The sequence below is a fragment of the Actinomadura sp. NTSP31 genome, assembly GCF_041951385.1.
GTDB classification, from domain to species: Bacteria; Actinomycetota; Actinomycetes; order Streptosporangiales; family Streptosporangiaceae; genus Spirillospora; species Spirillospora napierensis.
This window is the reverse complement of record NZ_JBGNUT010000003.1, coordinates 27,489-52,139: the sequence shown is the minus strand read 5'-3', so window position 1 is coordinate 52,139 and position 24,651 is coordinate 27,489. Positions and strand designations below refer to the sequence as shown.

General features: G+C 72.7%; 19 protein-coding genes and 1 tRNA gene. 8 read left to right on the top strand and 12 right to left on the bottom strand.

Annotation, left to right across the window (positions count from 1 at the left end; genetic code table 11):
• The first annotated feature begins 44 nt into the window (after positions 1-44).
• A tRNA-Leu gene (locus ACA514_RS05440) sits at positions 45-117 on the top strand.
• A 221-nt stretch (positions 118-338) separates the two neighbouring features.
• On the opposite strand, the gene ACA514_RS05435 is transcribed toward ACA514_RS05440, so the two are convergent.
• The 3 genes from ACA514_RS05435 to ACA514_RS05425 form a co-directional block, all read right to left on the bottom strand.
• Positions 339-566, bottom strand: a complete 228-nt coding sequence (locus tag ACA514_RS05435) for a DUF4287 domain-containing protein (RefSeq protein WP_375039885.1) — start codon at positions 564-566, stop codon at positions 339-341.
• A 189-nt stretch (positions 567-755) separates the two neighbouring features.
• Positions 756-1,976, bottom strand: coding sequence for an acetyl-CoA C-acetyltransferase (locus ACA514_RS05430; RefSeq protein WP_375039884.1), 1,221 nt, complete (start codon positions 1,974-1,976; stop codon positions 756-758).
• 198 nt (positions 1,977-2,174) lie between these two features.
• Entirely contained in the window at positions 2,175-3,194 is a 1,020-nt protein-coding gene (locus ACA514_RS05425; protein WP_375039883.1) for an SGNH/GDSL hydrolase family protein, read from the bottom strand.
• A gap of 187 nt (positions 3,195-3,381) precedes the next feature.
• Here ACA514_RS05425 and ACA514_RS05420 point away from each other — a divergent pair, with 187 nt between their 5' ends.
• Positions 3,382-4,770: a cystathionine beta-synthase gene (locus ACA514_RS05420; RefSeq protein ID WP_375039882.1), complete on the top strand. Its 1,389-nt coding sequence runs from the start codon at positions 3,382-3,384 to the stop codon at positions 4,768-4,770.
• A gap of 140 nt (positions 4,771-4,910) precedes the next feature.
• On the opposite strand, the gene ACA514_RS05415 is transcribed toward ACA514_RS05420, so the two are convergent.
• Positions 4,911-7,076: an MMPL family transporter gene (locus ACA514_RS05415; protein ID WP_375039881.1), complete on the bottom strand. Its 2,166-nt coding sequence runs from the start codon at positions 7,074-7,076 to the stop codon at positions 4,911-4,913.
• A gap of 159 nt (positions 7,077-7,235) precedes the next feature.
• On the opposite strand from ACA514_RS05415, the gene ACA514_RS05410 reads away from it, so the two are divergent.
• Together ACA514_RS05410 and ACA514_RS05405 are read left to right on the top strand one after the other, a co-directional pair.
• Positions 7,236-8,384 carry a cystathionine gamma-synthase gene (locus ACA514_RS05410; protein WP_375039880.1) on the top strand — a complete coding sequence of 383 codons (1,149 nt, stop codon included), beginning with the start codon at positions 7,236-7,238 and terminating at the stop codon, positions 8,382-8,384.
• A gap of 148 nt (positions 8,385-8,532) precedes the next feature.
• The gene (locus tag ACA514_RS05405; protein ID WP_375039879.1) at positions 8,533-9,687 is read left to right on the top strand and encodes an alpha/beta hydrolase fold domain-containing protein; all 1,155 of its coding nucleotides are present in this window, start codon (positions 8,533-8,535) and stop codon (positions 9,685-9,687) included.
• A 34-nt stretch (positions 9,688-9,721) separates the two neighbouring features.
• Here ACA514_RS05405 and ACA514_RS05400 read toward each other — a convergent pair whose 3' ends face one another.
• Genes ACA514_RS05400 through ACA514_RS05390 form a run of 3 tightly spaced genes read right to left on the bottom strand, consistent with a single transcriptional unit; the run spans position 9,722 to position 13,832 of the window.
• The gene (locus ACA514_RS05400) at positions 9,722-10,249 is read right to left on the bottom strand and encodes a hypothetical protein (RefSeq protein ID WP_375039878.1); all 528 of its coding nucleotides are present in this window, start codon (positions 10,247-10,249) and stop codon (positions 9,722-9,724) included.
• A gap of 42 nt (positions 10,250-10,291) precedes the next feature.
• Positions 10,292-12,373, bottom strand: a complete 2,082-nt coding sequence (locus ACA514_RS05395) for a hypothetical protein (RefSeq protein ID WP_375039877.1) — start codon at positions 12,371-12,373, stop codon at positions 10,292-10,294.
• A gap of 37 nt (positions 12,374-12,410) precedes the next feature.
• Positions 12,411-13,832 (bottom strand): sigma 54-interacting transcriptional regulator, encoded by a 1,422-nt coding sequence (locus tag ACA514_RS05390; RefSeq protein ID WP_375039876.1) that lies wholly within the window; start codon positions 13,830-13,832, stop codon positions 12,411-12,413.
• Positions 13,833-14,081: 249 nt separating this feature from the next.
• Between ACA514_RS05390 and ACA514_RS05385 the strand changes: the two genes are divergently transcribed.
• Genes ACA514_RS05385 through ilvA form a run of 3 tightly spaced genes read left to right on the top strand, consistent with a single transcriptional unit; the run spans position 14,082 to position 17,457 of the window.
• A complete protein-coding gene (locus ACA514_RS05385) occupies positions 14,082-15,263 on the top strand; it encodes an FIST N-terminal domain-containing protein (protein WP_375039875.1) in 1,182 nt (393 codons plus the stop codon).
• Positions 15,260-16,204 (top strand): ROK family protein, encoded by a 945-nt coding sequence (locus tag ACA514_RS05380; protein ID WP_375039874.1) that lies wholly within the window; start codon positions 15,260-15,262, stop codon positions 16,202-16,204. Before ACA514_RS05385 ends, ACA514_RS05380 begins: the two co-directional genes overlap by 4 nt.
• Before the next feature lie 26 nt (positions 16,205-16,230).
• Positions 16,231-17,457, top strand: coding sequence for a threonine ammonia-lyase (ilvA, locus tag ACA514_RS05375; RefSeq protein WP_375039873.1), 1,227 nt, complete (start codon positions 16,231-16,233; stop codon positions 17,455-17,457).
• 206 nt (positions 17,458-17,663) lie between these two features.
• On the opposite strand, the gene ACA514_RS05370 is transcribed toward ilvA, so the two are convergent.
• The 5 genes from ACA514_RS05370 to hppD all read right to left on the bottom strand — a co-directional run bounded on the left by ACA514_RS05370 (position 17,664) and on the right by hppD (position 23,981).
• A complete protein-coding gene (locus tag ACA514_RS05370) occupies positions 17,664-19,091 on the bottom strand; it encodes a M1 family metallopeptidase (protein ID WP_375039872.1) in 1,428 nt (475 codons plus the stop codon).
• Between the two features lie 145 nt (positions 19,092-19,236).
• Positions 19,237-20,817 (bottom strand): M1 family metallopeptidase, encoded by a 1,581-nt coding sequence (locus tag ACA514_RS05365; RefSeq protein WP_375040278.1) that lies wholly within the window; start codon positions 20,815-20,817, stop codon positions 19,237-19,239.
• A 77-nt stretch (positions 20,818-20,894) separates the two neighbouring features.
• Positions 20,895-21,692: an RDD family protein gene (locus ACA514_RS05360; protein WP_375039871.1), complete on the bottom strand. Its 798-nt coding sequence runs from the start codon at positions 21,690-21,692 to the stop codon at positions 20,895-20,897.
• 103 nt (positions 21,693-21,795) lie between these two features.
• On the bottom strand, positions 21,796-22,785 hold the full coding sequence (locus ACA514_RS05355; RefSeq protein WP_375039870.1) for an RDD family protein: 990 nt from the start codon (positions 22,783-22,785) through the stop codon (positions 21,796-21,798).
• A gap of 104 nt (positions 22,786-22,889) precedes the next feature.
• A complete protein-coding gene (gene hppD / locus ACA514_RS05350; protein ID WP_375039869.1) occupies positions 22,890-23,981 on the bottom strand; it encodes a 4-hydroxyphenylpyruvate dioxygenase in 1,092 nt (363 codons plus the stop codon).
• A 136-nt stretch (positions 23,982-24,117) separates the two neighbouring features.
• On the opposite strand from hppD, the gene ACA514_RS05345 reads away from it, so the two are divergent.
• Positions 24,118-24,627, top strand: coding sequence for an Lrp/AsnC family transcriptional regulator (locus ACA514_RS05345; RefSeq protein WP_375039868.1), 510 nt, complete (start codon positions 24,118-24,120; stop codon positions 24,625-24,627).
• Positions 24,628-24,651 lie beyond the last annotated feature (24 nt).

Here is a 24,651-nt window from a genome sequence, read left to right as displayed (position 1 = left end):
CAGAGGCCCGGTGCCCGAGGTCACCGTCCCGGTATGATGACGCCGCCCCTGTAGCCCAATGGCAGAGGCGGGCTCCCTAAAAGAGCCATTGTGTCGGTTCGAGTCCGACCAGGGGCACCCGCGCGCACCGATCAGCCCCCCGCCGCGGCCGGCGGGGGGCTGATCGCGTGTGGGATCTCGGCGCCGGGGTCGTGGCGGCTGCTCGGGCGCAGCGGCACGACGGCGGGGGCATCCGTTGGCGGGATCCCACCTGGTCCGTGCGCGAATCACATCCGTGCGGAGAGCACGTCAGTGGGACGTTCGTCCGTATGCGGTTGTCGGCGGCGCGCCGAGCGCCCTCAGTAGTGGCGCTCGCGGCGCGCCCGCTCGTGCTCTCGGACGAGAGCGGCGGCGTAGCCGTGGGAGAGGTTGTGCTCCTCGGCCAGCCAGCTGCTCCGTTCGTCGCAGCGGGTGAACGAGGGACCGTTCTCGATCGTGGAGAACCACTCGGGGAGGTCACGTCCTGTGACCAACGGGATGCGGGCGATCAGCTTGCTGTGCGTCTCCGGCGAGTGGTTCAGTGACAATTGGCACCTCCAGGTCGCGGGGCTCTTGCTGGCACTCTGCAACACCGGCCCGTATGTGACAACCCCCTAACGGGGACCTATCTATCACGTTACGTAGATCATTCGTAACGGGGAGGCCCCCCGGAAAAGCGCAGGTGGCCCGTACCGGCCGCGGGAACCGCGCCGGTACGGGCCACCTCGGCCCTGCGCTCAGGAGAGCCGCTCGAGCACCATCGCCATGCCCTGGCCGCCGCCGACGCACATGGTCTCCAGCCCGAACTGCTTGTCGTGGAACTTCAGGCCGTTCAGCAGCGTGGAGGTGATCCGGGCGCCGGTCATGCCGAACGGGTGGCCGACCGCGATCGCGCCGCCGTTGACGTTCAGCTTGTCCAGGTCGATGCCGAGGTCCTCGGCGGACGGCAGCACCTGCGCGGCGAACGCCTCGTTGATCTCGACGAGGTCGATGTCGTCGATGGTCATGCCGGCGCGGGCCAGCGCCTTGCGGGACGCCTCCACCGGGCCGAGGCCCATGATCTCGGGGGACAGGCCGGTGACGCCGGTCGACACGATCCGGGCCAGCGGCGTGAGGCCGAGCTCGGCGGCCTTGGTGTCGCTCATGATGACGACCGCGGCGGCGCCGTCGTTCAGCGGGCAGCAGTTGCCCGCCGTGACCGTCCCGTCCGGGCGGAACACCGGCTGCAGCTGCGACACCTTCTCGTAGCTGGTGCCGGGGCGCGGGCCGTCGTCCTTGGACACCACGGTGCCGTCGGGCAGGGTGACCGGGGTGATGTCCTGCTCCCAGAACCCGTTGGAGAGGGCCTTCTCGGCCAGGTTCTGCGAGCGGACGCCGAACTCGTCCTGCGCCTGCCGGCTCACGCCGCGGATCTGCGCGACGTTCTCGGCGGTCTGCCCCATCGCGATGTAGATGTCGGGGACCTGGCCGTCCTGGCGCGGGTCGTGCCACACCGGCGCGCCGCCCTCGGCCGCCTTGGCGGTGCGGGCCTGCGCGTCGCCGAACACCGGGTTCTGGGTGTCGGGCAGCCCGTCGCTGCTGCCCTTGGCGAACCGGCTGACGGTCTCCACGCCGGCCGAGACGATCACGTCGGCCTCGCCCGCCTTGATCGCGTGCAGCGCCATCCGGGTGGTCTGCAGCGAGGACGAGCAGTACCGGGTGACGGTCGCGCCGGGCACGTTGTCCCAGCCGAGCAGCACCGACACCACGCGGGCCATGTTGTAGCCCTGCTCGCCGCCGGGCAGCCCGCAGCCGAGCAGCAGGTCGTCGATCTGCGCGGGGTCCAGCTGGGGGACCTTCGCCATCGCGGCGGTGATCATCTGGGCGGTGAGGTCGTCGGGCCGGATGTCCTTCAGCGACCCCTTGAAGGCGCGTCCGATCGGCGAGCGCGCGGTGGCGACGATGACTGCCTCGGGCATGTGCGGGTCTCCTGTCTCAGCGGCCGTCTCCGGTCCCCGGCGCGCCGCCGCGGGCGGACGGTGTTACTCGCCGGTCACGAGCAATCTAGCTCCCGCCTCGCGCCCGCGTACAACCCGGCCCCCCGGCTGTGTTGACGGTGAGTCCAATAAGTGCGTGCTTACGCACCTGGGCGAAGGCTCCCGGCCGGTCCCGGCGCGTCAGGCGACGTCCGGAGCCACCGCCGTGGACGGCGGCGGGGTGTCGGCGGCCGGCGCGGAGCGGCGGCGCAGCAGCGTCGCCCACCGGCCCCGCGGACCCCGGTCGCGGCCCGCGACGGACGCGCCCGACACCTCGGTGCCGGAGATCTCCGCCGCCTCGGCCGCCGCCAGGTAGACCGGCAGGACCCCCTCGCCGAGCCGCACCTCCGGCAGCGCGTCCAGGCCGGGCTGCAGGCCGAGCGCGTGCGCCATCGACGGCAGCACGGCCGCCGCCGCGGCCGCGTACCCCCGCGCGGACGGGTGGTAGCGGTCCTCGCTGAACATCGAGATCGGGTCGGCGGCGAACTCGCGGCCGAGCAGGTCGCCGAGCGACACCGACCGGGCGCCCTGCTCGACCACCGCGATCGTCTGCGCGGCGGCCAGCTGCCGGCTCGCGCGCCGCGCGATCCACCGCAGCGGCTGCATCAGCGGCTTGATCGTGCCGAGGTCGGGGCAGGTGCCGACGACCACCTGGCAGCCCGCCGCGCGCAGCCGCGCCACGGCGTCCGACAGGTACCGGACCGACGTCCCGGGCGGCACCCGGCCGGTCACGTCGTTCGCGCCGATCATCACGACGGCGAGGTCCGGGCGGACCTGCAGGGCCTGGCCGGTCTGGCCGTCCAGCGCGGCCGACTGCGCGCCCGAGCGGGCCACGTTCGTCATCCGCACCGGCCGCCCGGCGATCGCCGCCACCCCCGCGGCCAGCAGCGCCGCCGGCGTCTCCGCCGCGGTGTGCACGCCGAGCCCGGCCGCCGTCGAGTCGCCCAGCATCACCAGGGACAGCGGGGGGCCGGGGAGCGTCCCGCCGTAGAGGCCGTCCGCCACCGGCGGATCCCCGTTCGGCGTCGCCTGGATGATCCTGCGGGCGAGCTTGGCCTCCGCCACCACCAGCCCGAACGTGATCCCGCCGAGGGCGGTGATGCCACCGCCTCCATAGGCCGCGGCCGCCGCGATCCGGCGCGCCGTGAACGCTCTCAGCATCCTGTTGACCCTCCGTGATTGGGTTGTACCCGCGGGGGCGGCGGTTGATGCCCGGGACCGCCGATCTCGGCTACCGTCGGAGCCGGGGCATCCCTCCCGGTGACGCGTCCGTTCCCCCGCGGTACCCGCTGGTGGAACCGGGGCGCGACCCGTTCGATTCCGAAGACTGAACGACAAGGACGTCGCGGTGCACGTACACGACTCGCTCGTCGAGCTGATGGGCAACACCCCTCTCGTTCGGCTGCGCAAGGTGACCGGCGGCTCGCCGGCGGACCGCGGCCCGCAGGTGCTGGCCAAGGTGGAGTACTTCAACCCCGGCGGCTCGGTGAAGGACCGCATCGCGGTCCGGATGATCGACGCCGCGGAGGAGTCCGGTGCGCTGAAGCCGGGCGGGACGATCGTCGAGCCGACGTCCGGCAACACCGGCGTCGGGCTGGCCATCGTCGCCCAGGAGCGCGGCTACAAGTGCGTCTTCGTCTGCCCGGACAAGGTCGCCAAGGACAAGGTGGACGTGCTGCGCGCGTACGGCGCGGAGGTCGTCGTGTGCCCGACGGCCGTCTCGCCGGAGCACCCGGACTCCTACTACTCGGTCTCCGACCGGCTCGCCGCCGAGCTTCCCGGCGCGTGGAAGCCGAACCAGTACACCAACCAGCAGAACCCGCGGTCGCACTACGAGACGACCGGCCCGGAGCTGTGGGAGCAGACCGAGGGGCGCATCACCCACTTCGTCGCGGGCATCGGCACCGGCGGCACCATCAGCGGCACCGGCCGGTACCTCAAGGAGGTGTCCGGCGGCCGCGTCCAGATCATCGGCGCCGACCCGGAGGGCTCGGTCTACTCCGGCGGCTCGGGCCGCCCCTACCTGACCGAGGGCGTCGGCGAGGACATCTGGCCGGAGACCTACGACCGCGACATCTGCGACGACGTCATCGCGGTGTCCGACAAGGACTCCTTCCTGATGACCCGCCGCCTCGCCCGCGAGGAGGCCCTCCTCGTCGGCGGCTCCTGCGGCATGGCCGTCGTCGCCGCCCTCCGCGTCGCCGCGAAGGCCGGCCCCGACGCCGTCATCGTGGTCCTGCTGCCCGACGGCGGCCGCGGATACCTCAGCAAGATCTTCAACGACAGCTGGATGGAGGACTACGGGTTCCTGCCGTCCTCCACCGAAGAGGCCCGCGTGAACGAGGTGCTGACCCGCAAGGGCGGGGCGCTGCCGGAGTTCGTGCACGTCCACCCGCACGAGAGCGTGCAGACCGCCATCTCGATCATGCGCGAGTACGAGGTGTCGCAGCTGCCGGTGATGAAGGAGGAGCCGCCGGTGATGGCGGCCGAGGTGATCGGCTCGGTCGTCGAGAGCGAGCTGCTCGACGTCCTGGTCAAGGAGCGCACCGGCCTGATGGACCCGGTGGAGGCGCACATGTCGGCGCCGCTGCCGACGATCGGGTCCGGCGAGCCGGTGAGCAAGGCCGTCGGCGTCCTGGAGAAGTCGGGCGCCGCCGTCGTCCTCGTCGACGGCAAGCCGAAGGGCCTCATCACCCGCCAGGACCTCCTCGCCTACCTCGCCGACGCGCACAACTGACCGACCTGAAACGGCGAAGCGCCGGGGACCGTCGAGGTCTCCGGCGCTTCGCTTTCTCGCAAGTCGGGTCGCGGGGTCCGGTCCGTGGGCGGCATTTCTGACCGGGCTCCGCGACCCGACGTTCTCGGGGGCGTGCCGTCCTAGGACGGGTAGCCCGAGCGGGCGTACTGGTCGTCCTGCATGGGGTCGGGGCGTCCGAGCTTCTTCTTGTCGGGCTCGTCACCGTGGCCCGGCCACCAGGCGCGGTGGCCCAGCATCGCGGTGATGCCCGGCACCAGGAAGGTCGACATCACGAAGGCCGACAGCGCGATGCCGATCGCGACGGAGAAGCCCATCTGCTTCAGCATCGACACCGGCGCCAGCAGCATCACCGAGAAGGTGCCGGCCAGGATGAGGCCCGCCGCGGCGACCGTCGGGCCGCCGTGCCGGACGGCGCGCGACGCCGCCTCCCGCGGGCTGTGGCCCTCCTTGGCCTCCTCGCGCAGCCGCGCGGTCATCAGGATGTTGTAGTCGGTCCCGATGGCCAGCACGAACAGGTAGAGGATGATCGGCAGCTGGAAGATCACGCCCTCCTCGCCCTGCCCGTACTGGAAGACGTACACCGCGGAACCGAGCGTGGAGGCGAAGCCGAGCAGCACCGACACGACCAGGTAGATCGGGGCGACCACCGACCGCAGCAGCAGCGCCAGGATCAGCGCGATCAGCACCGCCGCCACCGGCAGGATCACCGACAGGTCGCGGTTGTTGACGGCGTTGATATCGGCGTAGGTCGCGGTCGCGCCGCCGACGTAGGCGCGCGTCCCGGGCGGTTCGATCTTGTGCACCGCCGGTGCCAGGTCGTTCTTGACCAGGCTGATCGCGTCGTTGGAGGCCGGGTTCTTCTTCAGCACCAGGTCGACGCGGACGACGCCGTTCTTGCCGGGCAGGGCCTCGTTGACGCGTCCGACGCCGGGCGCGGTCGCGGCCTTCTTGGCGAATTCGGCGATCTGCTGCTTGCCGACCGGCTGCCCGTTCTGGCTCTTGATGAACACCTGGACGGGCTGGGTCAGGCCGGGCGGGAAGCCCCGCTCCATGTCCTTGGTGGCCTGCGCGGACTCGGTGTCCTGCGGGAACCCGGCGGCGAAGTCGTAGTCGGACTTGAAGCCGAGCGCGCCGATCGCGAGCACGACCATCACGCCGCCGGCGGCGACCGCGGCCACCACGGGGCGGCGGCCGACGCCGCGGCCGATCGCGCCGGAGATCCGCTCCTTCGGCTGCTTCTTCCAGGCCTTGGACGGCCAGAACACCGCGGTGCCGAGCAGCGACACGATCGCCGGGAACAGGGTCAGCGAGGTGATGCCCATGGTGACGACGGAGATCGCCAGGGCCGGGCCCCAGGCGCTGAACACGCCGAACGTGGCCAGCAGCAGCACGAGGAAGGTGACGGCGATGGCGGCGGCGGCCGAGGAGATGACCTCGCCGACGCGCTCCACCGCGTGGATCATCGCGGTCTTCTTGTCCTCGCCGGCCCGCAGCCGTTCGCGGAACCGGAACATCACGAACAGGTAGTAGTCCGCGCCGATGCCGAACAGGACGATCAGGATGATGGTGCTGAGGCTGTCGTCGCCGGAGAAGCCGAAGATCTTCGAGGCGGTGCCGATCAGGCCGAGCGCGACCTGCATGGTCAGCATGATCACGACGATCGGCAGCACCGCGGCGATCGGGGCCCGGAAGATCAGCAGGATCAGTCCGATGATCAGCACGAAGGTGGCGATGCCGACGATCTCGAAGGACTGGTTGAAGGAGTCCTCGTTGTCGACGAAGCCGGCGACGTCACCGCCGACCTTGGCCTCCAGGCCGCCGCTCTTCAGCAGCGCCGGCAGATCCTTGCGGATCTGCTTGACCGCGTCGCCCTGCTTCTCGCTGGCCGCCTGGTCGGTCCCCTTCATCGGGACCATGATCACCTGGACGGCCTTGTTGGGCGCGATCGACTGCGCGCCGGTCTGGAAGTTCTGCACGGTGGCCGGCTTGTGCGCGTTCAGCGACGCGGCGGCCTTGTCGATCACCCGGGTGTCGGCCGGCGTGATCTTCCCTCCGTCCGAGCGCTTGACGACGATGATCGACGAGGTGTCCTCCTGCTGGGGGAACGCCTGCTGGGCGATCTTGGCCGCCTGGACCGACTCGTACTTGGAGGGCAGGAAGTCGCCCTGGTCGGACTCGGTGGTGAGCTTGGGGGACAGCGTGATGATGAGACCGGCGGCCACCAACCAGGCGACGATGGTCCACCATGGGTGTCTCACGACGAAGCGCGCGAGCCCAGCGAACATGGGGGGCTTCCTTAGATCAAGGGTCAACTCGGGGTACCTCTAAAACGGTAGAGATCGCCCGCCCCGTTGGGGTCAACCCGCGTGCTGAATTAGCGGCTGATACCTGCGGGGGAGTGCCTCCTCCCAGAGGAGGGGCGGCGGGTGGATAGCCTCGTACCCATGGACAACGAGGTTCACCGGGGGTTCGAGACCCTGGCCATCCACGCGGGGCAGGAGCCCGACCCCGCCACGGGGGCGGTCGTCCCGCCGATCTACCAGGTCTCCACGTACAAGCAGGACGGTATCGGGGGGCTGCGCGGGGGCTACGAGTACTCCCGATCGGCCAATCCGACGCGTACCGCGCTGGAGGTATGCCTCGCCGAGATCGAGGCGGGGGCGCGCGGGCTGGCGTTCGCGTCCGGGCTCGCCGCGGAGGACGCGCTCATCCGCACCGTCTGCAAGCCGGGCGATCATGTGATCATCCCGAACGACGCCTACGGCGGCACCTACCGGCTGTTCGCGAAGGTCGCCGAGCCGTGGGGCGTGACGTTCGACCCGGTGCCGCTCGGGGACGTGTCGGCCGTGCGCGCGGCGGTGCGCCCGGACACGCGGCTCATCTGGGTGGAGACGCCGACGAACCCGCTGCTCGCCATCGCCGACATCGCGGCGCTGGCGGGCGTCGCGCACGACACGGGCGCGCTGCTGGCCGTCGACAACACGTTCGCGTCCCCGTACCTCCAGCGGCCGCTGGACCTCGGCGCGGACGTCGTGGTGCACTCCACCACCAAGTACATGGGCGGGCACTCCGACGTCATCGGCGGCGCGCTGGTGGCCGCGGACGCCGAACTGGGCGAGCGGCTGGCGTTCCACCAGAACGCGATGGGCGCCGTCGCGGGCCCGTTCGACGCCTGGCTGACGCTGCGCGGCATCAAGACGCTGGGCGTGCGGATGGACCGGCACTGCGCCAACGCCGAGAAGGTCGCCGCCATGCTCGCCCGGCACGGCGCCGTCCGGCAGGTGCTGTATCCGGGGCTGCCCGACCATCCCGGCCACGAGATCGCCGCCAAGCAGATGCGCGGGTTCGGCGGCATGGTGTCGTTCCGGATGGAGTCGGAGGAGGCCGCCGTCCGGGCGTGCGAGCGGACGAAGCTGTTCACGCTCGGCGAGTCGCTCGGCGGCGTCGAGTCGCTGATCGAGCACCCGGGCCGGATGACGCACGCCTCGGCCGCCGGGTCGCCGCTGGAGGTCCCGTCCGACCTGGTCCGGCTGTCGGTCGGCATCGAGGACGCCGACGATCTGCTGCGTGACCTGGAGCTCGCCCTCGGATAGCCCGCGGCCTGCGGAAACGCTGCCACCCGCGCGGGCGGACGATGTCCGCGCGGGCGGCGAAAAGGGGGAAACGTCGTGGCGTTCCCGCAGTGCGGTTGATCAAACATCTATACTCGGCCCGCCAGGTTCGTTCACGAAAGGGCCCGGGGTGCGCAAAGTACTGGTCAGTGGGGCGGCGTTCGCCGCGACGTGTGTCTCCGCCGTAGCCGTGCCGATGGCCGCCCAGGCCACCACTCCCGGCCCGACCCCGACGCCCTCGGTGTCGGCTCCGACGGGCGTCCCGGGGACGGACGGGCCGACGGGCACGCCCGGGTCCGGCACCCCCGGGTCCGAGACGCCCGGCACGGGCACGCCGTCGGGCCCGCCCTCCACGGGCGCCCCGGACGGGGAGCCGCCGGCCGGCGGGACGAACACCGACGGCGTCGTCCGCGCGAAGGCCGTCATGGTCACCCCGAAGCTGCCCCGGTTCGCGACGTACTCCTACGGGAAGTCCGCGAGCCAGCGCGTCGACGCCTACTGGCGGCCGTCCGCGGCCGGGAGCGCCGGTGCGGGCAGGCAGGCGCGTGCCGCGGGCGCGGCGCGGCCGGGCGTGCTGATCGTCCACGGCGGCTACTGGCAGAGCGGTGGCAGGGACAGCTGGAAGTACTTCGCGCGGAAGCTGAGCGACGCCGGCTACGTGGTGCTGGCGGCGGACTACCGGCTCGCGCCCAAGGCGCAGTGGCCTGCGCAGCGCGACGACGCGCTCGGCGCGCTCGCGTTCATGAAGAAGCACGCCGCGACGTGGAACCTCGACCCGGACCGCATCGTGGTGCTCGGCTCGTCGTCCGGCGGGCAGCTCGCCACGCAGATCGGCACCCACGGGACCGGCACCGACCTGGTGCGCGGCGTGGTGGCGCTGTCGCCGCCGAACAACCCGTTCCTGGCCTACAAGGACGGCGCGGACCCCACCGCGTCGGCCAGGCAGCGCAAGCTGCGCCGCGCCGTCGTCGGCCTGGTGCACTGCGCGCCCGGCTCGGCGGAGGCGACCCCGGCGGCCGCCGGCTGCTGGAAGCGCATCGAGGACGCCGACAGCACGACGCACGCCTCCGCCGGCGACGCGCCGATGCTGCTGCTGCACGCCACCGGCGACTTCGTGCCGGTGACGCAGAGCCAGGGCCTCGCGAGCGCGCTGCGGGCCGCGGGGGTGCAGGTGAAGGTGCAGACGGTCAAGGGCGACCTGCACGCCTCGGACATGCTGAACGTGCCCGGCATCACCCCGGAGATCCTCAAGTGGATCAAGGCCCGCACGAAGGCGCGCGGCTGACCGGCGGGCGGCGCGGCGGCGCCCCCGGGCGGCCTCAGCCGTTCCACACCATCAGGACGAGGATCACCAGCCAGATCAGCGCGACGACGCCGGAGAGGGCGGCGATCCGTCCCCGCTCGACCTGCGCGACCTCGGGGGCCGCCGCGGCGGCCTTCCCCGCCACCGGCGTCTCCGCGGCGGCCGGGCCGCCGGTCTCGCCGGCCTCCGTGGGCGCGGCGGGCGCTGGGGCGGGGGCCGGGCCCGCCTCGTCCAGCAGCTTGACGGCCTTCCGCTGGTCCCGCTCCACGATCAGCAGCAGCACCAGCGCGACGATGAACAGCGTCATCGACGCCGACAGCCACACCTGCGCGAGGCGGCCCTCGGCCAGCCACAGCCCGAACAGGAAGATCAGCAGCGCGCCGGCGCCGTAGATCTGGGTGGTGCGGTTGAGGTACCGCACCACCGTCGCGTTCCGGTTGCGGATGTAGCGCGGCGTGGACATCGTCGCGGCCGTCAGCGGGCCCAGCGTGAAGATCGCGAAGCCGATGTGCAGGATGAGCAGGATGCGGTCGGAGGTCGACATGGTGCCGACCCTATTCCCGGGCGTCCCGTTCCCGGGCGGCGGCTAGCGGCGGCCCCGGCGGACCCTCAGGTAGTCGCTCACGACGTACTCGCCGAGCCGGTCGGCGGCGGGCGCGAACACCCGGCCGCCGTTGCGGCGCGCGACCTCCTCCACGAACGACACCAGCCGCCGGTCGTCGGCCAGCATGAAGAAGTTCATGGTGGCGCCGCGCCGGGTCATCTTGTCGACCTCGGCGAGGGTGAGCACCAGCGTGTCGGTGGACGGCGGGTAGTCGAACAGCGAGCGGCCGTCGGGGCGCAGGTGCGCGGTCGGCTCGCCGTCGGTGACGACGAGGACGATCGGCTCGAAGTCGGGGTGCCGGTCCAGATGCCGCCCGGCGATCATCAGCGCGTGGTGCAGGTTGGTGCCCTGCACCATGTCCCAGTCGAGCCCGGCCATCTCCTCGGGGTGCAGCGTGCGCGCGTAGTTGGAGAACCCGATGATCTGGATGGCGTCCTGCGGGAACTTGCTGGTGACGAGGGTGTGCAGCGCGAGCGTGGTCTGCTTGGCGGCGGCCCACGTCCCGCGCAGCACCATCGAGTAGGACAGGTCGACCAGCAGGCACACGGCCGCGCCGGTGCGCCGCTCGGTCTCGTGCACCTCGAAGTCGTCGACGCCGAGCCGCACCTTCGCCGGCCGCGCCGGGCGCCGCAGCTCCACCACGTTCGCGCCGACCGGCTCCAGCACCTCGGCCGCCGCCAGGCCCTCGGGCGAGGGCGCGGGAGCCGCGACCAGCCCGGCCGCGTCTTCCAGCACGGGGCCCTCCATCGCGCTGCGGCGGATCGCGTTGCTCACCGTCCGGACGACGTCGAGGGGCTGCTCGTCGCCGAACCGCCACTCCCGGCTGGACCCGGTCAGCTCGCCCGCCTGGCCGGCGTCGCGCTGGTCGTGGTCGCCCTGCCGGCCGGACGTCAGCTGCGAGAACACCCGGCGCAGCGCCGTCTCGCCGAGCCGCCGCACCGCCTTCGGCGTCAGCTCCAGCTTCCCGCGGTTGCGCCGCAGGTAGCCCTGCTTCTCCAGCTCCTTCTCGATGCGGCGCAGCGCGTCGAGGTCGTCGACGCCCTGCCGGCCGAGCGCCCGCCGGACGGCCTCCTCGTCGACGTCGTCGAGCCGCGCGCCCGGATAGTCCTGGCCGAGCGCCGCCTCCAGCTCCGACAGGTCCGCGAGCTCCGCCAGCGCGGTCGTCGCGTCGCCCATCCCGAGCGGGTTGTCGCCGTCCATCTGCTCGGGCCGGCCCCAGCCGAGGTCGGGACGGCGCGCGCGCAGCGCGTCGCCGAGCCGCGTCATCTCCATCGCCAGGCCCGCGTCCTGCATGGCCTGCTCCATCAGCCCCGCCAGCTCGGCGCGCTGCTCCGGGCTGAGCGAGGCGAGCAGCCGGTCCATGGCGGCGGCGCGGCGGGCGAGCTGGTCGACCAGCTCCTCCAGGTTCTCCGGACGCTCGGGGAACATGTCCCCGTACTCGTCCATGAACCGGTCGAAGTCGTCCGGCGTGTGCTCGCCGCGTGCGTCCTTCTCCAGCATCTCGTTCAGCGACGCCATCATGTCCTTGACGCGCTGCATCGCCGCCGGGTCCTGGTTCTGCAGGGCCTGCTTCATGCCCTGGAACTGCGAATCCAGCACCTCCCGCCGCAGCAGGTCCTTCAGCTGCTCGAACGTCCGCCGCGCCGCGTCGGACCGCCACTGGTAGTCCGACAGCCGCCGGATCGCCTGCGCGGTGTCGGACGGCAGCGCGTCCAGCTCCGCCTCGCGGAGCCGCGCGTCGTCGGACGGGTCCGGGAACAGCTCCGCCCGCTCCTGCCCGATCGCGGTGTCGAGCAGCGCCCGCGCCTCCTCCAGCGTGCCGTCGAGACGGCCGCGCTCGCGCAGCGCCCGCCGCCGCTCCCGCACCTCCCGCAGCAGGTCGTCGAGTCCGCGGCGGCCCTGCGCGTTCGGCAGCCCGCGGCGCAGCAGCTCGCGCAGCGCGTCGTCGGGACGGGTGCCGTCCAGCACCGAGTCGCCCATCGCGTCGAGCGCGTCGCGGACGTCGTAGGGCGGGGCGAGCGGGTCGGGCCCGTCCTCGTACGCGCCGTACCTGTACCGGTTCATCGAGCCTCCTCGGACATGGCGCCTCCAGGACCCGCGCTCAGGTCCGGTACGTCGCCGTCCCGTCGGACCGGCCGCCCTGCACGTCCTTCGACAGCCGCCGGGTCAGGAACAGCCCCTCCAGGGCGAACTCCAGCGCGGCCGCGGCCTGCTCGGGGGACTCCCCGGACATGCCGAGCCGCTCCATGATCTTGGCGAGCCCGGGCACCTGCCCGATCCGCCGCAGCAGCTCGGTGGAGGGGATCAGCTCGCCCGACTCGACGGTGTCGCCGGAGTCGAACTTGTCCAGCAGCCCGGTCAGGTCGGCGGGGCCGAGCGTGCGCCGGTAGGTCTCGGCGACCGCGCGGCGCAGCAGGTGCTCCAGCACCTCCTGCTCGCGGCCCTCCTCGCTGACCTCGAACTCCACCTTGCCCATCAGCGACGGCACCACCGCCGGCAGGTCGCAGACGCGCGCGACGGCGCGCTCCTCGCCGGTCAGCGCCGCGCGCCGCACCGCGCCCGCCGCGACGGTCTCCGCGCCCGCCAGCGCGAACCGCGCCGACACGCCCGACCGCGCGTCCACCGCCGTGGACTCCCGGACGAGCCGGGTGAACCGGGCGATGATCTCGATCAGGTGGTCGGGCACCTCGGCCGGCAGCCCCGCCAGGTCCGCGAAGTCGGACTCCTGCCGGATCAGCGCCAGCTCGGCGTCCAGTTCGAGGGGGTAGTGGGTGCGGATCTCCGCGCCGAAGCGGTCCTTCAGCGGGGTGATGATCCGGCCGCGGTTGGTGTAGTCCTCCGGGTTGGCGGACGCGACGAGCAGCACGTCCAGCGGCAGCCGCAGCGCGTAGCCGCGGATCTGCACGTCCCGCTCCTCCAGCACGTTCAGCAGCGCCACCTGGATCCGCTCGGCCAGGTCGGGCAGCTCGTTGATGGAGAAGATCCCGCGGTTGGTGCGCGGGACGAGGCCGAAGTGCACGGTCTCCGGGTCGCCGAGGGTGCGGCCCTCGGCCACCTTGATGGGGTCGACGTCGCCGATGAGGTCGCCGACGCTCGTGTCGGGGGTGGCGAGCTTCTCGCCGTAGCGGTCGTCGCGGTGCCGCCACTCGACCGGCAGCTCGTCGCCCTTCGCGGCGGCGAGCCGGCGGCAGCGCACGCACACCGGGTCGTAGGGATGGTCGTTGATCTCGCAGCCGGCCACCACCGGGGTCCACTCGTCCAGCAGCCCGACCAGGGTGCGGATCAGCCGCGTCTTGCCCTGCCCGCGCTCGCCCAGCAGGACGAGGTCGTGCCCGGCGAGCAGGGCGCGCTCGAGATGGGGGAGAACGGTGTCGTCGAAGCCGAGGATGCCGGGGAAGCGCGGCTCGCCGGATCTCAGCCGGGCGAGCAGGTTGTGACGGATCTCGGCCTTCACCGATCGCTGGACGTGGCCGCTGGTGCGCAGCTCGCCCAGTGTGGTCTCGCGTGGTGTGGATGAACGCACGCGATCGACACTACGTCGCCGACGCGCGCGATCGCACCCGTCCGCCGCGGATTCCTTCGCCCCCCGCGACCGGGCGCGCCGGGACCCGGGCGAGACCCGGGCGGGACCCGGGTGTTGGGGCAAGATTGCCTCTGGGGGCGAACCCCCAGACCCCCAGGGCTTCGCCCGAAGGGCGGGTCAGATGCGTCCGGCGGGGGAGACTGGGAGATGTGATGCGACCCGGTGAACGGAGTGAGGGAGGCGGCGCCGATGGCGCGATTCGGTGACGGCCTGGCCCTCGGCCCCGATCTGTCCAGTGCCGCCGTGTCCGCGGTCGAGCAGGCGCTCGCGCCGCTGTCCGCGCCGCCCGACCTGGTCTGCGTCTTCATCTCCGGGGACGACCCGGAGGAGATCGCGGCGGCGGCCCGGCGCGCGGCACTGTCCGCGGCGCCCGCGCTGATGATCGGCTGCAGCGCGTCCGGGGTGATCGGCGGGGGCCGGGGCGTGGAGGACGCGGGCGCGGTCAGCGCGTGGGCGGCGGTGCTGCCCGGCGCGCGGCTGGAGGCGTTCCGGCTGGAGACCCTGAAGGCCGAGGACAAGCTGATCGTGGTCGGTATGCCGGAGGGGCAGGACGACGACGTGGTCGGGCTGCTGCTGGCCGACCCCTACAGCTTCCCGGTGGACGCGTTCGTCGAGCGCTCCGACGACGCGCTGCCCGGGCTCGCGCTGGTCGGCGGGCTCGCCGAGGCGGGCGAGCACGGCGACGCGCGGCTGTTCGTGGACGGCGACGTGCACGAGGACGGCGCGGTCGGCGTGGTGATCGGCGGCGCCGTCAGCGCGGCGACCGTCGTCAGCCAGGGCGCCCGCCCGATCGGCCCGGACATGGTGGTCACGAAGGCCGACGAGAACGTGCTGTACGAGCTGGCGGGCGTCCCGGCGCTGGAGAAGCTGGAGCAGATCGTCCTGGACCTGCCGGAGGAGGAGCAGGAGCTGGCCGGCAGCGGCCTGCTGATCGGCGTGGCGATGGACGAGTACGCCGACGAGCACGAGCGCGGCGACTTCCTCGTCCGCGGCGTGGTCGGCGCCGACACCGACAGCGGCGCCATCGCCATCGGCGACGTGGTGGACGTCGGGCGGACCGTCCGGTTCCAGGTCCGCGACGCGGGCGCCGCCGAGGAGGAGCTGAGCGCGCTGCTCGACCGGTTCGACCTCGCGCCCGTCGAGGGCGCGCTGCTGATCTCCTGCAACGGCCGGGGGCAGGCGATGTTCCCCGACTCCGACCACGACGCCAAGGTGCTCGACCGGGCGTTCGGGCCGGCCGGCGTCGGCGGGTTCTTCGCCGCGGGCGAGATCGGCCCGGTCGCCGGGCGCAACCACGTGCACGGGTTCACCGCGTCCATCCTGGCCTTCGGCCGCGCCGAGGACCGCGAGGGCGCGGGGCACCCGGAATGAGCCGCGTGCTGGCGGTGGACATCGGCGGGACGAAGCTGGCCGCGGCGGTCGTCGAGCCCGGCGGGCGGGTCGCCGCCTACGACCGGGTCGCGACCCCGAAGGGGGAGGGCCTGGACGCCGAGGGCCTGTGGCGGACGCTGACCGGGCTGCTCGACAAGGTGCACGCCGACGCCGGGTCGCCGCCGCTCGCCGGGGTCGGCGTCGGTTGCGGCGGCCCGATGACCTGGCCCGCCGCCGAGGTGTCGCCGCTCAACATCCCGGCGTGGCGGGGGTTCCCGCTGCGCGAGCGGCTGCGCGCCCGCCATCCGGGGCTGCCCGTCCGCGTCCACAACGACGCCATCTGCGTCGCGGTCGGCGAGCACTGGCGCGGCGCCGGGCGCGGGCGCGGCAACCTGCTGGGGATGGTGGTGTCCACCGGCGTCGGCGGCGGGCTGATCCTCGGCGGCCGGCTCGTGGACGGCGCGAGCGGCAACGCCGGGCACATCGGCCATGTGGTCGTCGAGCCGGACGGGCCGCCGTGCGAGTGCGGCGGGCGCGGCTGCCTGGAGGCGATCGCCCGCGGTCCCGGCCTGGTCGCGTGGGCGCGCGGGGAGGGCTGGCGGCCGGGCGGCCACGACGTCACCGGCGTCGAGCTGGCCTCCGACGCGCGCCGCGGCCACCCGGTCGCGGTCGCCGCGATGCGCCGCGCGGGCCACGCGATCGGCGTCGCGGTCGCGTCGGCGACCCACCTGTGCGACCTGGAGGTCGTCGCGATCGGCGGCGGGGTGTCGCAGGCGGGCGCGCTGCTGTTCGACCCGCTGGACAAGGCGTTCCGGGCGCACGCCCGGATGGCGTTCGCGCGCAAGACGCAGATCGTCCCCGCCGCGCTCGGGCAGACCGCCGGGCTGATCGGCGCCGCCGCGCTGGTCTTCGCTCAAGATCGTTACTGGAGCGCCGGCTGAGCCCCGCGCCGTGCGAAGATCGTGGCATGAGCACCGTCTCCGTCGACGACGTCCGCGCCGCGCGCGACCTGCTCCGCGGGGTGGCGGTGCCCACCCCGCTGATCCCGTCCCGGGTGCTGTCGGAGCTGCTCGGCGGGCCGGTGCTGCTCAAGTGCGAGAACCTGCAGCGCACCGGCTCGTTCAAGATCCGCGGCGCATACGTGCGGATCGCCCGGCTGAGCGACGCCGAGCGCGCCCGCGGGGTGGTCGCGGCCAGCGCCGGCAACCACGCGCAGGGCGTCGCGCTCGCCGCGTCCATGCTCGGCTGCGCGTCGACGGTGTTCATGCCGGTCGGCGCGCCGCTGCCGAAGATCGCGGCGACCAAGGGGTACGGCGCGCGGGTGCTGTTCCCCGGCCCGACCGTCGACGACTGCCTCGTCGCCGCGCGGAGGCACGCCGACGAGACCGGCGCGGTCTTCATCCACCCGTTCGACCACCCGGACGTGGTGGCCGGGCAGGCCACGATCGGGCTGGAGATCCTGGAGCAGTGCCCGGACGTCGCGACCGTCGTCGGCGCGGTGGGCGGCGGCGGGCTGATGTCCGGCGTCGCCGCGGCGCTGAAGGGCGCGGCGAAGGACCTCGGCCGCGACGCCGGCATCAAGGTGATCGGCGCGCAGGCCAAGCGGGCGGCGGCGTTCCCGCCCTCGCTCGCGGCGGGCCGGCCCACCCGCGTCGAGGTGCAGCCGACCATGGCGGACGGCATCGCGGTCGGCCGCCCCGGCGACCTCACCTACGCCCTGGTCACCGACCTCGTCGACGCCGTCGTCACGGTCACCGAGGAGTCGATCTCGCAGGCGCTGCTGCTGTGCCTGGAGCGCGCCAAGCAGGTCGTCGAGCCGGCCGGCGCGGCCGGGGTCGCGGCGCTGCTGGAGCACTCCTACGCGGTGAAGCCGCCGGCCGTGGTGCTGCTGTCGGGCGGCAACATCGATCCGCTGCTGCTGTCGAAGGTGCTGCGGCACGGCCTGGCGGGCGCCGGCCGCTACCTGGTCGTCCGGTGCCGCCTCAAGGACCGTCCCGGCGCGCTCGTCACGCTGCTGGGCGAGCTCGCCGAGCTGGGCGTCAACGTGCTGGACGTGATGCACGAGCGGGTCGCCGCGCGCCTGCACGTCGAGGAGGCGGAGGTGCTGATGCACCTGGAGACCCGCGGCGCCGACCACTCCGAGGACGTCATCGGCCGCCTCCGCGAAAAGGGCTACACGCTGACGCTGAGCTGATCGCACCGCCCTCGGCGTCAGGCGCTGGAGCGCCTTCCTTCAACGGGCGGTGCGGCGATCGCTGCATCGCTCCGACTCGCCTGGGGGCTCGCTGCGCGATCGGATTCTCGCAAGCTCGAATCCGGCTTCGCTCGCGATCGCAACGCGGAGGTCGGCGGTGGCGCTCCTTGCGGCGAGGGAGGGGGGCTCCCTCGCCGCGGCACTCGTCAGAGGGAGGGCTTGCCCTCGGAGTAGAGCCACTTCGTGGCCCAGTCGTCCAGGTTCTTGTGCGAGATCTTCTCGGCGAACGCGACGAACTCCTTGGTCGAGGCGTTGCCGTAGCGGTGGCTCGTGGGCCATCCCTTCAGCAGCTTGTAGAACGGCTTGTCGCCGATCTTCGTGCGCAGGACGTGGATGGCCATCGCGCCGCGGTCGTAGACCAGGCCGTCGAAGATGTGGTCGCGGCCCGGGTCGGCGACCTTGCCCTTCCACAGGTCGTCGCTCGCGGGCGTGGCGTAGTCGGCGTTGAAGCTGTCCTGGACGGGCTTGCCGGTGAACTTCTCGTAGTACAGCCACTCCGAGTAGGTCGCGAAGCCCTCGTTGAGCCAGATGTCGGCCCACCGCTGCGGCGACACCGCGTCGCCGAACCACTGGTGGCCGAGTTCGTGCGCGAGCAGGTCGCCGCTCGGGATCGCGCCCGGGTGGCGGCCGAGGTCGTACACCGGGCGGCCCTGGGTCTCCAGCGCGTACCCGACGCCCGCCTTCACCGTGACGCCGCCGGTGGAGGTGAACGGGTAGCCGCCGTAGATCCCGGACTCGAAGTCCACGACCTGCGCGGTCTGCTCGTTGAACTTCTTGGCGTCCGCGGCGGAGATGCCCATCGCGCGGTCGGTCGCGGTCAGGTTCGGGACGCCGCCCTTGGTGCGCCCGTTGACCACGTCGTACCTGCCGAACGCGACCATGGCCAGCTCGCTGGCCATCGGGTTGCGCGCCTCCCAGCGCGTGGTGGTCAGCCCGCCGCTGGTCCGCTTGCCGGTCAGGTCCCCGTTGGCGAGCGTGGTGAGGTCCTTCGGCGCGGTGAGCGTGAAGGAGTACGTCGCCTTGTCGGTCGGGTGGTCGTTCACCGGGTAGACGGTGGCGGCGCCGATCGGCTGGTTCAGCATGATCCCGCCGTCGGCCGTCGGGATCCACCCGGAGACGCCCAGCGCCGGGTCGTTGATCGTCTGCGGGACGCCGGAGTAGACGGCCCGGACCTGGAAGCGGCGGTGCTCGCGCAGCCCCTTCCGCGGCGTGATCACCAGCTCCTGCGCTCCGGTCCGCTGGTAGGACGCGGGGCGCCCGTCCACGGTCAGCGACGAGATCTTCAGCGGGCCCTGGAAGTCCAGGTCGAACCGCGACAGGTCCTGGGTGGCCCGCGCGGTGACCGTCGTGACGGCCTGGATCGCCTTCGTCTTCGGGTCGTAGCGCAGCGCGATGTCGTAGTGGGCGACGTCGTAGCCGCCGTTGCCCATGTCCGGGAAATAGGGGTCGCCCGCGCCGGGCGCCCCCGGGGTGAACCGTACGGCGTCCGCGCCGGCGGGGGCCGCCGCCGACACCAGGAGGCCCGCCGCGGCGCCGAGCGCCAGGACGGCCAGGGCTCTGGGGGATCTGCTCATCGACCTCGTCCTCGAGTGAGACGACACAAGTGGATCAAGACTTTCCCGTGCCGGGGCGGTGTTCAAGCGCGTTTCCATCTCGAATTCGTCGCCGTGGGACGGATTTCGCGGCGGAACCGGGTCCTTCGGGGCTCTTACCGTTCCTTCACCGCGCCGGGCGGCCCTTCTTGTACAGCCAGGCGTCGAAGAAGGCGTCCAGGCTCTTGCCGGAGACCTTGTTCGCCATCGCGACGAACTGCTTCGTCGTGCCGGTCGAGTACTTGCGGTCCTTGGTCCAGGCCTGGAGCAGCCGGTAGAAGGCGTCCTCGCCGATCCGGTCGCGCAGCGCGACCAGCGTCATGCCGCCCCGGTCGTACACCGAGCGGCCGAACATCTGGCGTCGCCCCGGGTTGCCCGGCGGGACGTTCCACAGCTCGCCGGCCGACGCGTTGCGGTACCGCTCGTCGAACTGCTCCTTGACGCTCGGCCCGCCGGACTTCTCGCCCCACAGCCACTCCGCGTACGTCGCGAAGCCCTCGTTCAGCCAGATGTCCTGCCAGCGGCCGACGCTCACGCTGTCGCCGAACCACTGGTGCGACAGCTCGTGCGCGACGACGGTCGGCTGGAGCCCGAACGCCCCGTACACCGGCCGGGTCTGGGTCTCCAGCGCGAAGTCGACCTGCGCGTTGTCGATCAGCCCGCCGGCCGAGTCGAACGGGTACGGGCCGAACAGCTTGGACCACTGGTCGATGACGTCGGCGTTGAGCTTGGCGAACGCGTCCACGTTCACGCCCGGCACGCTCGGGTCGACCGCGGTGATGACCGGGATGCCGCTCGCGGTCTTGCCCGTCCGGACCGCGAACCGGCCGACGTCGACCGTCGCGAGGTAGGTCGCCATCGGCTGCTTGACGTGCCAGGTCGTGGTGGTCGTGGCGCGGTGGTCGGCGGCCGGGACGACCGACGGGCCGCCGATCGGCGTTGCGCCGCCGGGCGACTCGCCACCGCCTCCGCCGCCGGGGCCGCCGGGCAGGGTGGGGGCGCCGCCGCCTCCCGATCCCGTCACGGGCGTCGTCGGCTCGCCGTTGGCGATCGCCGTCAGCCCCTGCGGCACCGTGACCTCGAAGTCGAAGGTGGCCTTGTCGCTCGGATGGTCGTTGGCCGGGAACCAGGTGTGCGCGCCGCTCGGCTCGCAGGCGACGAAGACCCCGTCGGACGTGCGGACCCACCCGTAGGTGCCGAGGATCGGGTCGGAGATGGTGCGCGGCGTCCCCGAGTACTTGACCACCGTGGTGAACTTCGCGCCCTTCGGCAGCTCCGTGGCCGGGGCGACCTCCAGCTCGCTGCCCGCCCGCTGCTGCCGCGCGGGCTTCCCGTTCACGGTGATGGACGAGACGGTCAGGCCGGTCATGTCGAGGTTGAAGCGGCCCAGCTGCTCCTTGGCCGTCGCGGTGATCGTCGCCGTCGCGTCCAGCTGGGTGGACGCGTCCGGCGTGATGTTCAGCTTCAGGCTGTAGTTCTGCACGTCGTAGCCGCCGTTCCCGTCGCCGGGGACGTACGGGTCGCCGGCGGTCGTCGGGCCCGCGGGACCCGCGGCGGCGGACGAGGCCGGCCCGGACCCCGAGTCGCCGTCGCCGATCGTCACGTGGCAGGCGGTCAGCGAGCCCGCGACGGCGAGCGCCGCCAGCCCGGCGGCGCCGCGGAGCGCGGTGCCCCGGCCGCGGCGGGGACTGGGGGAGTATCCGGCCATATGCACGCCGCCCAGCCTGCCCGTGCCGGGCCGTGCCGGGCAACTCCGGGGCAACTCAGGGGCGCCTCCGGGGCGCCTCAGGGGCGCACGTACGGGTTGGGCAGATGCGACCCGGCGTTGACGACCACCGTGCTCGCGACCTTGTCGTGCAGGGCCTGCTTGCGCGGGTCCCACAGGATCCACAGCACGTCGATGAGCCAGATCAGGCAGCAGATCTCGCCGAGGATGTTGTAGAAGGCCGCGCGGGCCGCCGCCTGCCCGGTGGAGACCGCCATGCCGTCGTTCTGCCGGACGACCCGGATCTTCAGCAGCATCTTGCCGAGCGTCTGCCCCCACCTGGCGGTCATCAGCCAGAAGTACAGGAAGCTCAGCACGATGCTGACGGCGTTCGTGACGACGCGGGCGCCGTTGTACATGGAGCCGCCGCCGTTGACCACGTTGTCCCAGTTGACGAACGGCAGCGAGATCAGGCCGCTGATGACGCCGATGATGATGGCGTCGATGACGGCCGCGCCGAGGCGCGCCCATCGGCTCGCCAGCCCGCCGGACGGGTCGGCGTACTCGCCGGGTCCGCCGCCCTGGTACCTGGGCAGTCCTCCATAGGGGTCGCCGTAGCCCGGCTGCTGCTGCCCGTAGCCCGGTTGGCCGCCGTAGGGCTGCTGTCCGTACTGCTGCTGCTCGCCGTAGCCCGGTTGGCCGTAGCCGGGTTGGCCGTAGCCGGGCTGGCCCTCCTGGCCGGGCTGGCCGTAGCCCGGCTGTTCGCCGTACGGCTGCTGCCCGCCGTACGGCGGACCGCCATACGGTCCGGGCTGCTGCCCGTGCGGGCGGTCTTCCGGCTGGTCCCCGGACGAAGGGTCATTGGGCGGTTGCGTCATGCCTGAGAGGTTCGCCGCGCCGCGCCCGTCCAAACCTCGCCGCCGCTCCGGGCACCGCAATGTTCGCCGCGCGGATGATCGAGGGTTGCCCCGTGCGCGGGAATCAGGTACGGGCGTACGGATCGGGCGCCCATGCCGGCGCACGCACCACGACCGTCCCGGCCACCATGTCGTGCACGGCCTGCCGGTCGCCGTCCCACAGGATCCACGCGTCGTCGAGCATCGCGATGAGCCCGAACAGGCCGCCGAACGGCAGCAGGATGTTCAGCACCGTCGTGAGGATCGCGCCCAGGTAGATGAACCCCTGCCGGACGACGATCTGGCCCCAGCCGGCGGCCGTGTGGTCGCCGGCCCGCACCACCCGGATCCCGACCGCGCGCTTGCCGAGCGTCTGCCCCCACCTGGCGTGCTGGACCGTGTAGTAGGCGAAGCCGAGCAGGATCACGACGACGTACCCGGCGAACAGGCGCGGGAGGTTGTACATGTCCAGCGGGTCGTCCAGGGTCCGCCCGCCCTCGGTGACCTCCCGCATCCGGTCCCAGCGGATGGACAGCAGCAGGACCGGCAGCCCGAAGATCCCGACGATGAGGTTGTCGAGGAGTCCGGCCACAAACCGCAGCCCGCGCCCGGCCAGGACGTCGGCCTGTCCGGGGGCGAACGGCGGCTGCCCGTAGCCGCCCTGTCCGTAGCCGCCCCCGTAGGGCCCGTAGCCGGGCGGAGCCTGCCCGTACGGCGCCTGCGGACCGTAGGGAGCCTGGCCATATCCGGCCTGGCCGGTTCCGGGCGGCGGGCCGTAGCCGGGCCCGGGAGCGCCGCCGGGCGGCTGCCCGTAGCCGGGGCCGGGAGCGCCGGGCGGGGGCGCGAACCCGGGCCGCGGGGCTCCGGGAGGCGCGCCGTACGCCCCCTGGTACGGCGGAGGACGGTCGTCGACCGGTTCCGCCGGAGCGGGGACGTCGGGCCGGGCGGGCTCGGCGCCCCCCGCGGGCGGCGCGACCGCGGCGTCAGGGGAGGCCCAGCCCTGGTCGGACGGCTCCTGGCCCTGCGGCGCCCCGGAATCCTTGGGCGGCTCGGCGTTCTGCGGCGGTTCGGTCATGAGCCCACAGTGTGCCCGTCCCGGCCGCCGCCCGCCCACCGGCGCCCTGACCGGCCCTGGACACCGCCGTCCCCGGACCGGTCAAGCCGCGCGCCGGCGGAGCGTCACAGGTTGCCGCGGCGCTCCTGCTCCCGCTCGATCGCCTCGAACAGCGCCTTGAAGTTGCCCTTGCCGAAGCCGAGCGACCCGTGCCGCTCGATCAGCTCGAAGAACACCGTCGGACGGTCCTGGACGGGCTTGGTGAAGATCTGCAGCAGGTAGCCGTCCTCGTCCCGGTCGACCAGGATGCGGCGCTTCTGCAGCTCCTCGATCGGTACCCGGACCTGGCCGATGCGCTCGCGCAGCTCCCCGTCCTCGTAGTAGGAGTCGGGGCTGTCGAGGAACTCCACGCCGGCCGCGCGCATCCGGTCCACCGACGCCAGGATGTCGTTGGTGGCGAGCGCGATGTGCTGCACGCCGGGCCCGCCGTAGAACTCCAGGTACTCGTCGATCTGCGACTTGCGCCTGCTCTCCGCCGGCTCGTTCAGCGGGAACTTCACCTTCCGGGTGCCGTCCGCGACGACCTTCGACATCAGCGCCGAGTACTCGGTCGCGATGTCGTCGCCCACGAACTCGGCCATGTCGGTGAAGCCCATGACGCGGTGGTAGAACTCGGCCCACTCGTCCATGCGCTCGACGTTGCCGACGCAGTGGTCGATCGCCTGGAAGAACCGCTTGTCCGGCGGCTCGACGATCGGGCCGGCGGCCTCGAAGCCCGGCAGGTACGGGCCGGTGTAGTTGGAGCGGTCGACCAGCGAGTGCCGCGTCTCGCCGTAGGTGGCGATCGCCGCGATCGTCACCTTGCCGTACTCGTCCTCCAGGACGTGCGGCTCCTCGACGCCCGTCGCGCCCTTGGCGAGCGCGTGCCGGTACGCGTGCTCGACGTCCGGCACCTCGATCGCCAGGTCCACGATCCCGTCGCCGTGCTCGGCGATGTGCCGGCCGATCGCGGTGCCCGCCTTCACCGGGCCGCGGAACACGAACCGGGCGCCGCCCGACTCCAGCACGTGCACCGCCTCGTCCGGGCTGCCGTTCTCCGGGCCGCGGTAGGCGACCCGGCGCATCCCGAAGGCGGTCGAGTAGTAGTGCGCCGCCTGCTTGGCGTTGCCGACGGCGAACACGACGGCGTCCATGCCCTTGACCGGAAACTCATCCATGCCCACCAATCTGGGCATACGCCTACAAGGTGCGCAACAGTCGCCGAAATCACTGAGCAATCTGTACAGTAATCGAGGGAAGACGCCGGTCGCTCTGTACAGCGTGACCAGGACCACACGACGCCGGGAGGACACCGTGCCCATCGACGAGCTGGACGGCCGGCTGATCGAGATGTTCGCCGCCGAGCCCCGCGTCGGGGTGCTGGAGGCGTCCCGCCGCCTCGGCGTCGCGCGCGGCACCGTCCAGGCCCGCCTGGACCGGCTGTCGCGCGACGGCGTCATCGCCGGCTTCGGCCCCGAGATCGACCCGGCCGCGCTCGGCTACGGTGTCACCGCGTTCGTCACCCTGCAGCTGCGGCAGGCCGGCGGGCACGACCCCGTCGCGCGCCGCCTCGCCCAGGTGCCCGAGGTGATCGAGGCGCACACCATCACCGGCCCCGGCGACATGCTCTGCCGCATCGTCGCGCGCAGCAACGCCGACCTGCAGCGCGTCATCGACGTGGTCGTGGACGTGGCGGGCGTCGAGCGCGCCTCCTCGGTGATCTCCCTGGCCACCCAGATCCCCTACCGCACCCTCCCCCTCGTGCGTGCGGAGGCGGGCCGCCGCGCACCGGGCCGCAACGGCGACGGTCCGCCGTCCCGGTGAGGGGACGGCGGACCGTGCGGTGCT

Bases quoted from the DNA above. Each gene is read 5' to 3' on its own strand.
- ACA514_RS05430 (WP_375039884.1), bottom strand. From the start codon at position 1,976: ATGCCCGAGGCAGTCATCGTCGCCACCGCGCGCTCGCCGATCGGACGC.
- ACA514_RS05425 (WP_375039883.1), bottom strand. From the start codon at position 3,194: ATGCTGAGAGCGTTCACGGCGCGCCGGATCGCGGCGGCCGCGGCCTAT.
- ACA514_RS05415 (WP_375039881.1), bottom strand. From the start codon at position 7,076: ATGTTCGCTGGGCTCGCGCGCTTCGTCGTGAGACACCCATGGTGGACC.
- ACA514_RS05410 (WP_375039880.1), top strand. From the start codon at position 7,236: ATGGACAACGAGGTTCACCGGGGGTTCGAGACCCTGGCCATCCACGCG.
- ACA514_RS05400 (WP_375039878.1), bottom strand. From the start codon at position 10,249: ATGTCGACCTCCGACCGCATCCTGCTCATCCTGCACATCGGCTTCGCG.
- ACA514_RS05395 (WP_375039877.1), bottom strand. From the start codon at position 12,373: ATGAACCGGTACAGGTACGGCGCGTACGAGGACGGGCCCGACCCGCTC.
- ACA514_RS05385 (WP_375039875.1), top strand. From the start codon at position 14,082: ATGGCGCGATTCGGTGACGGCCTGGCCCTCGGCCCCGATCTGTCCAGT.
- ACA514_RS05380 (WP_375039874.1), top strand. From the start codon at position 15,260: ATGAGCCGCGTGCTGGCGGTGGACATCGGCGGGACGAAGCTGGCCGCG.
- ilvA (WP_375039873.1), top strand. From the start codon at position 16,231: ATGAGCACCGTCTCCGTCGACGACGTCCGCGCCGCGCGCGACCTGCTC.
- ACA514_RS05370 (WP_375039872.1), bottom strand. From the start codon at position 19,091: ATGAGCAGATCCCCCAGAGCCCTGGCCGTCCTGGCGCTCGGCGCCGCG.
- ACA514_RS05365 (WP_375040278.1), bottom strand. From the start codon at position 20,817: ATGGCCGGATACTCCCCCAGTCCCCGCCGCGGCCGGGGCACCGCGCTC.
- ACA514_RS05360 (WP_375039871.1), bottom strand. From the start codon at position 21,692: ATGACGCAACCGCCCAATGACCCTTCGTCCGGGGACCAGCCGGAAGAC.
- ACA514_RS05355 (WP_375039870.1), bottom strand. From the start codon at position 22,785: ATGACCGAACCGCCGCAGAACGCCGAGCCGCCCAAGGATTCCGGGGCG.
- hppD (WP_375039869.1), bottom strand. From the start codon at position 23,981: ATGGATGAGTTTCCGGTCAAGGGCATGGACGCCGTCGTGTTCGCCGTC.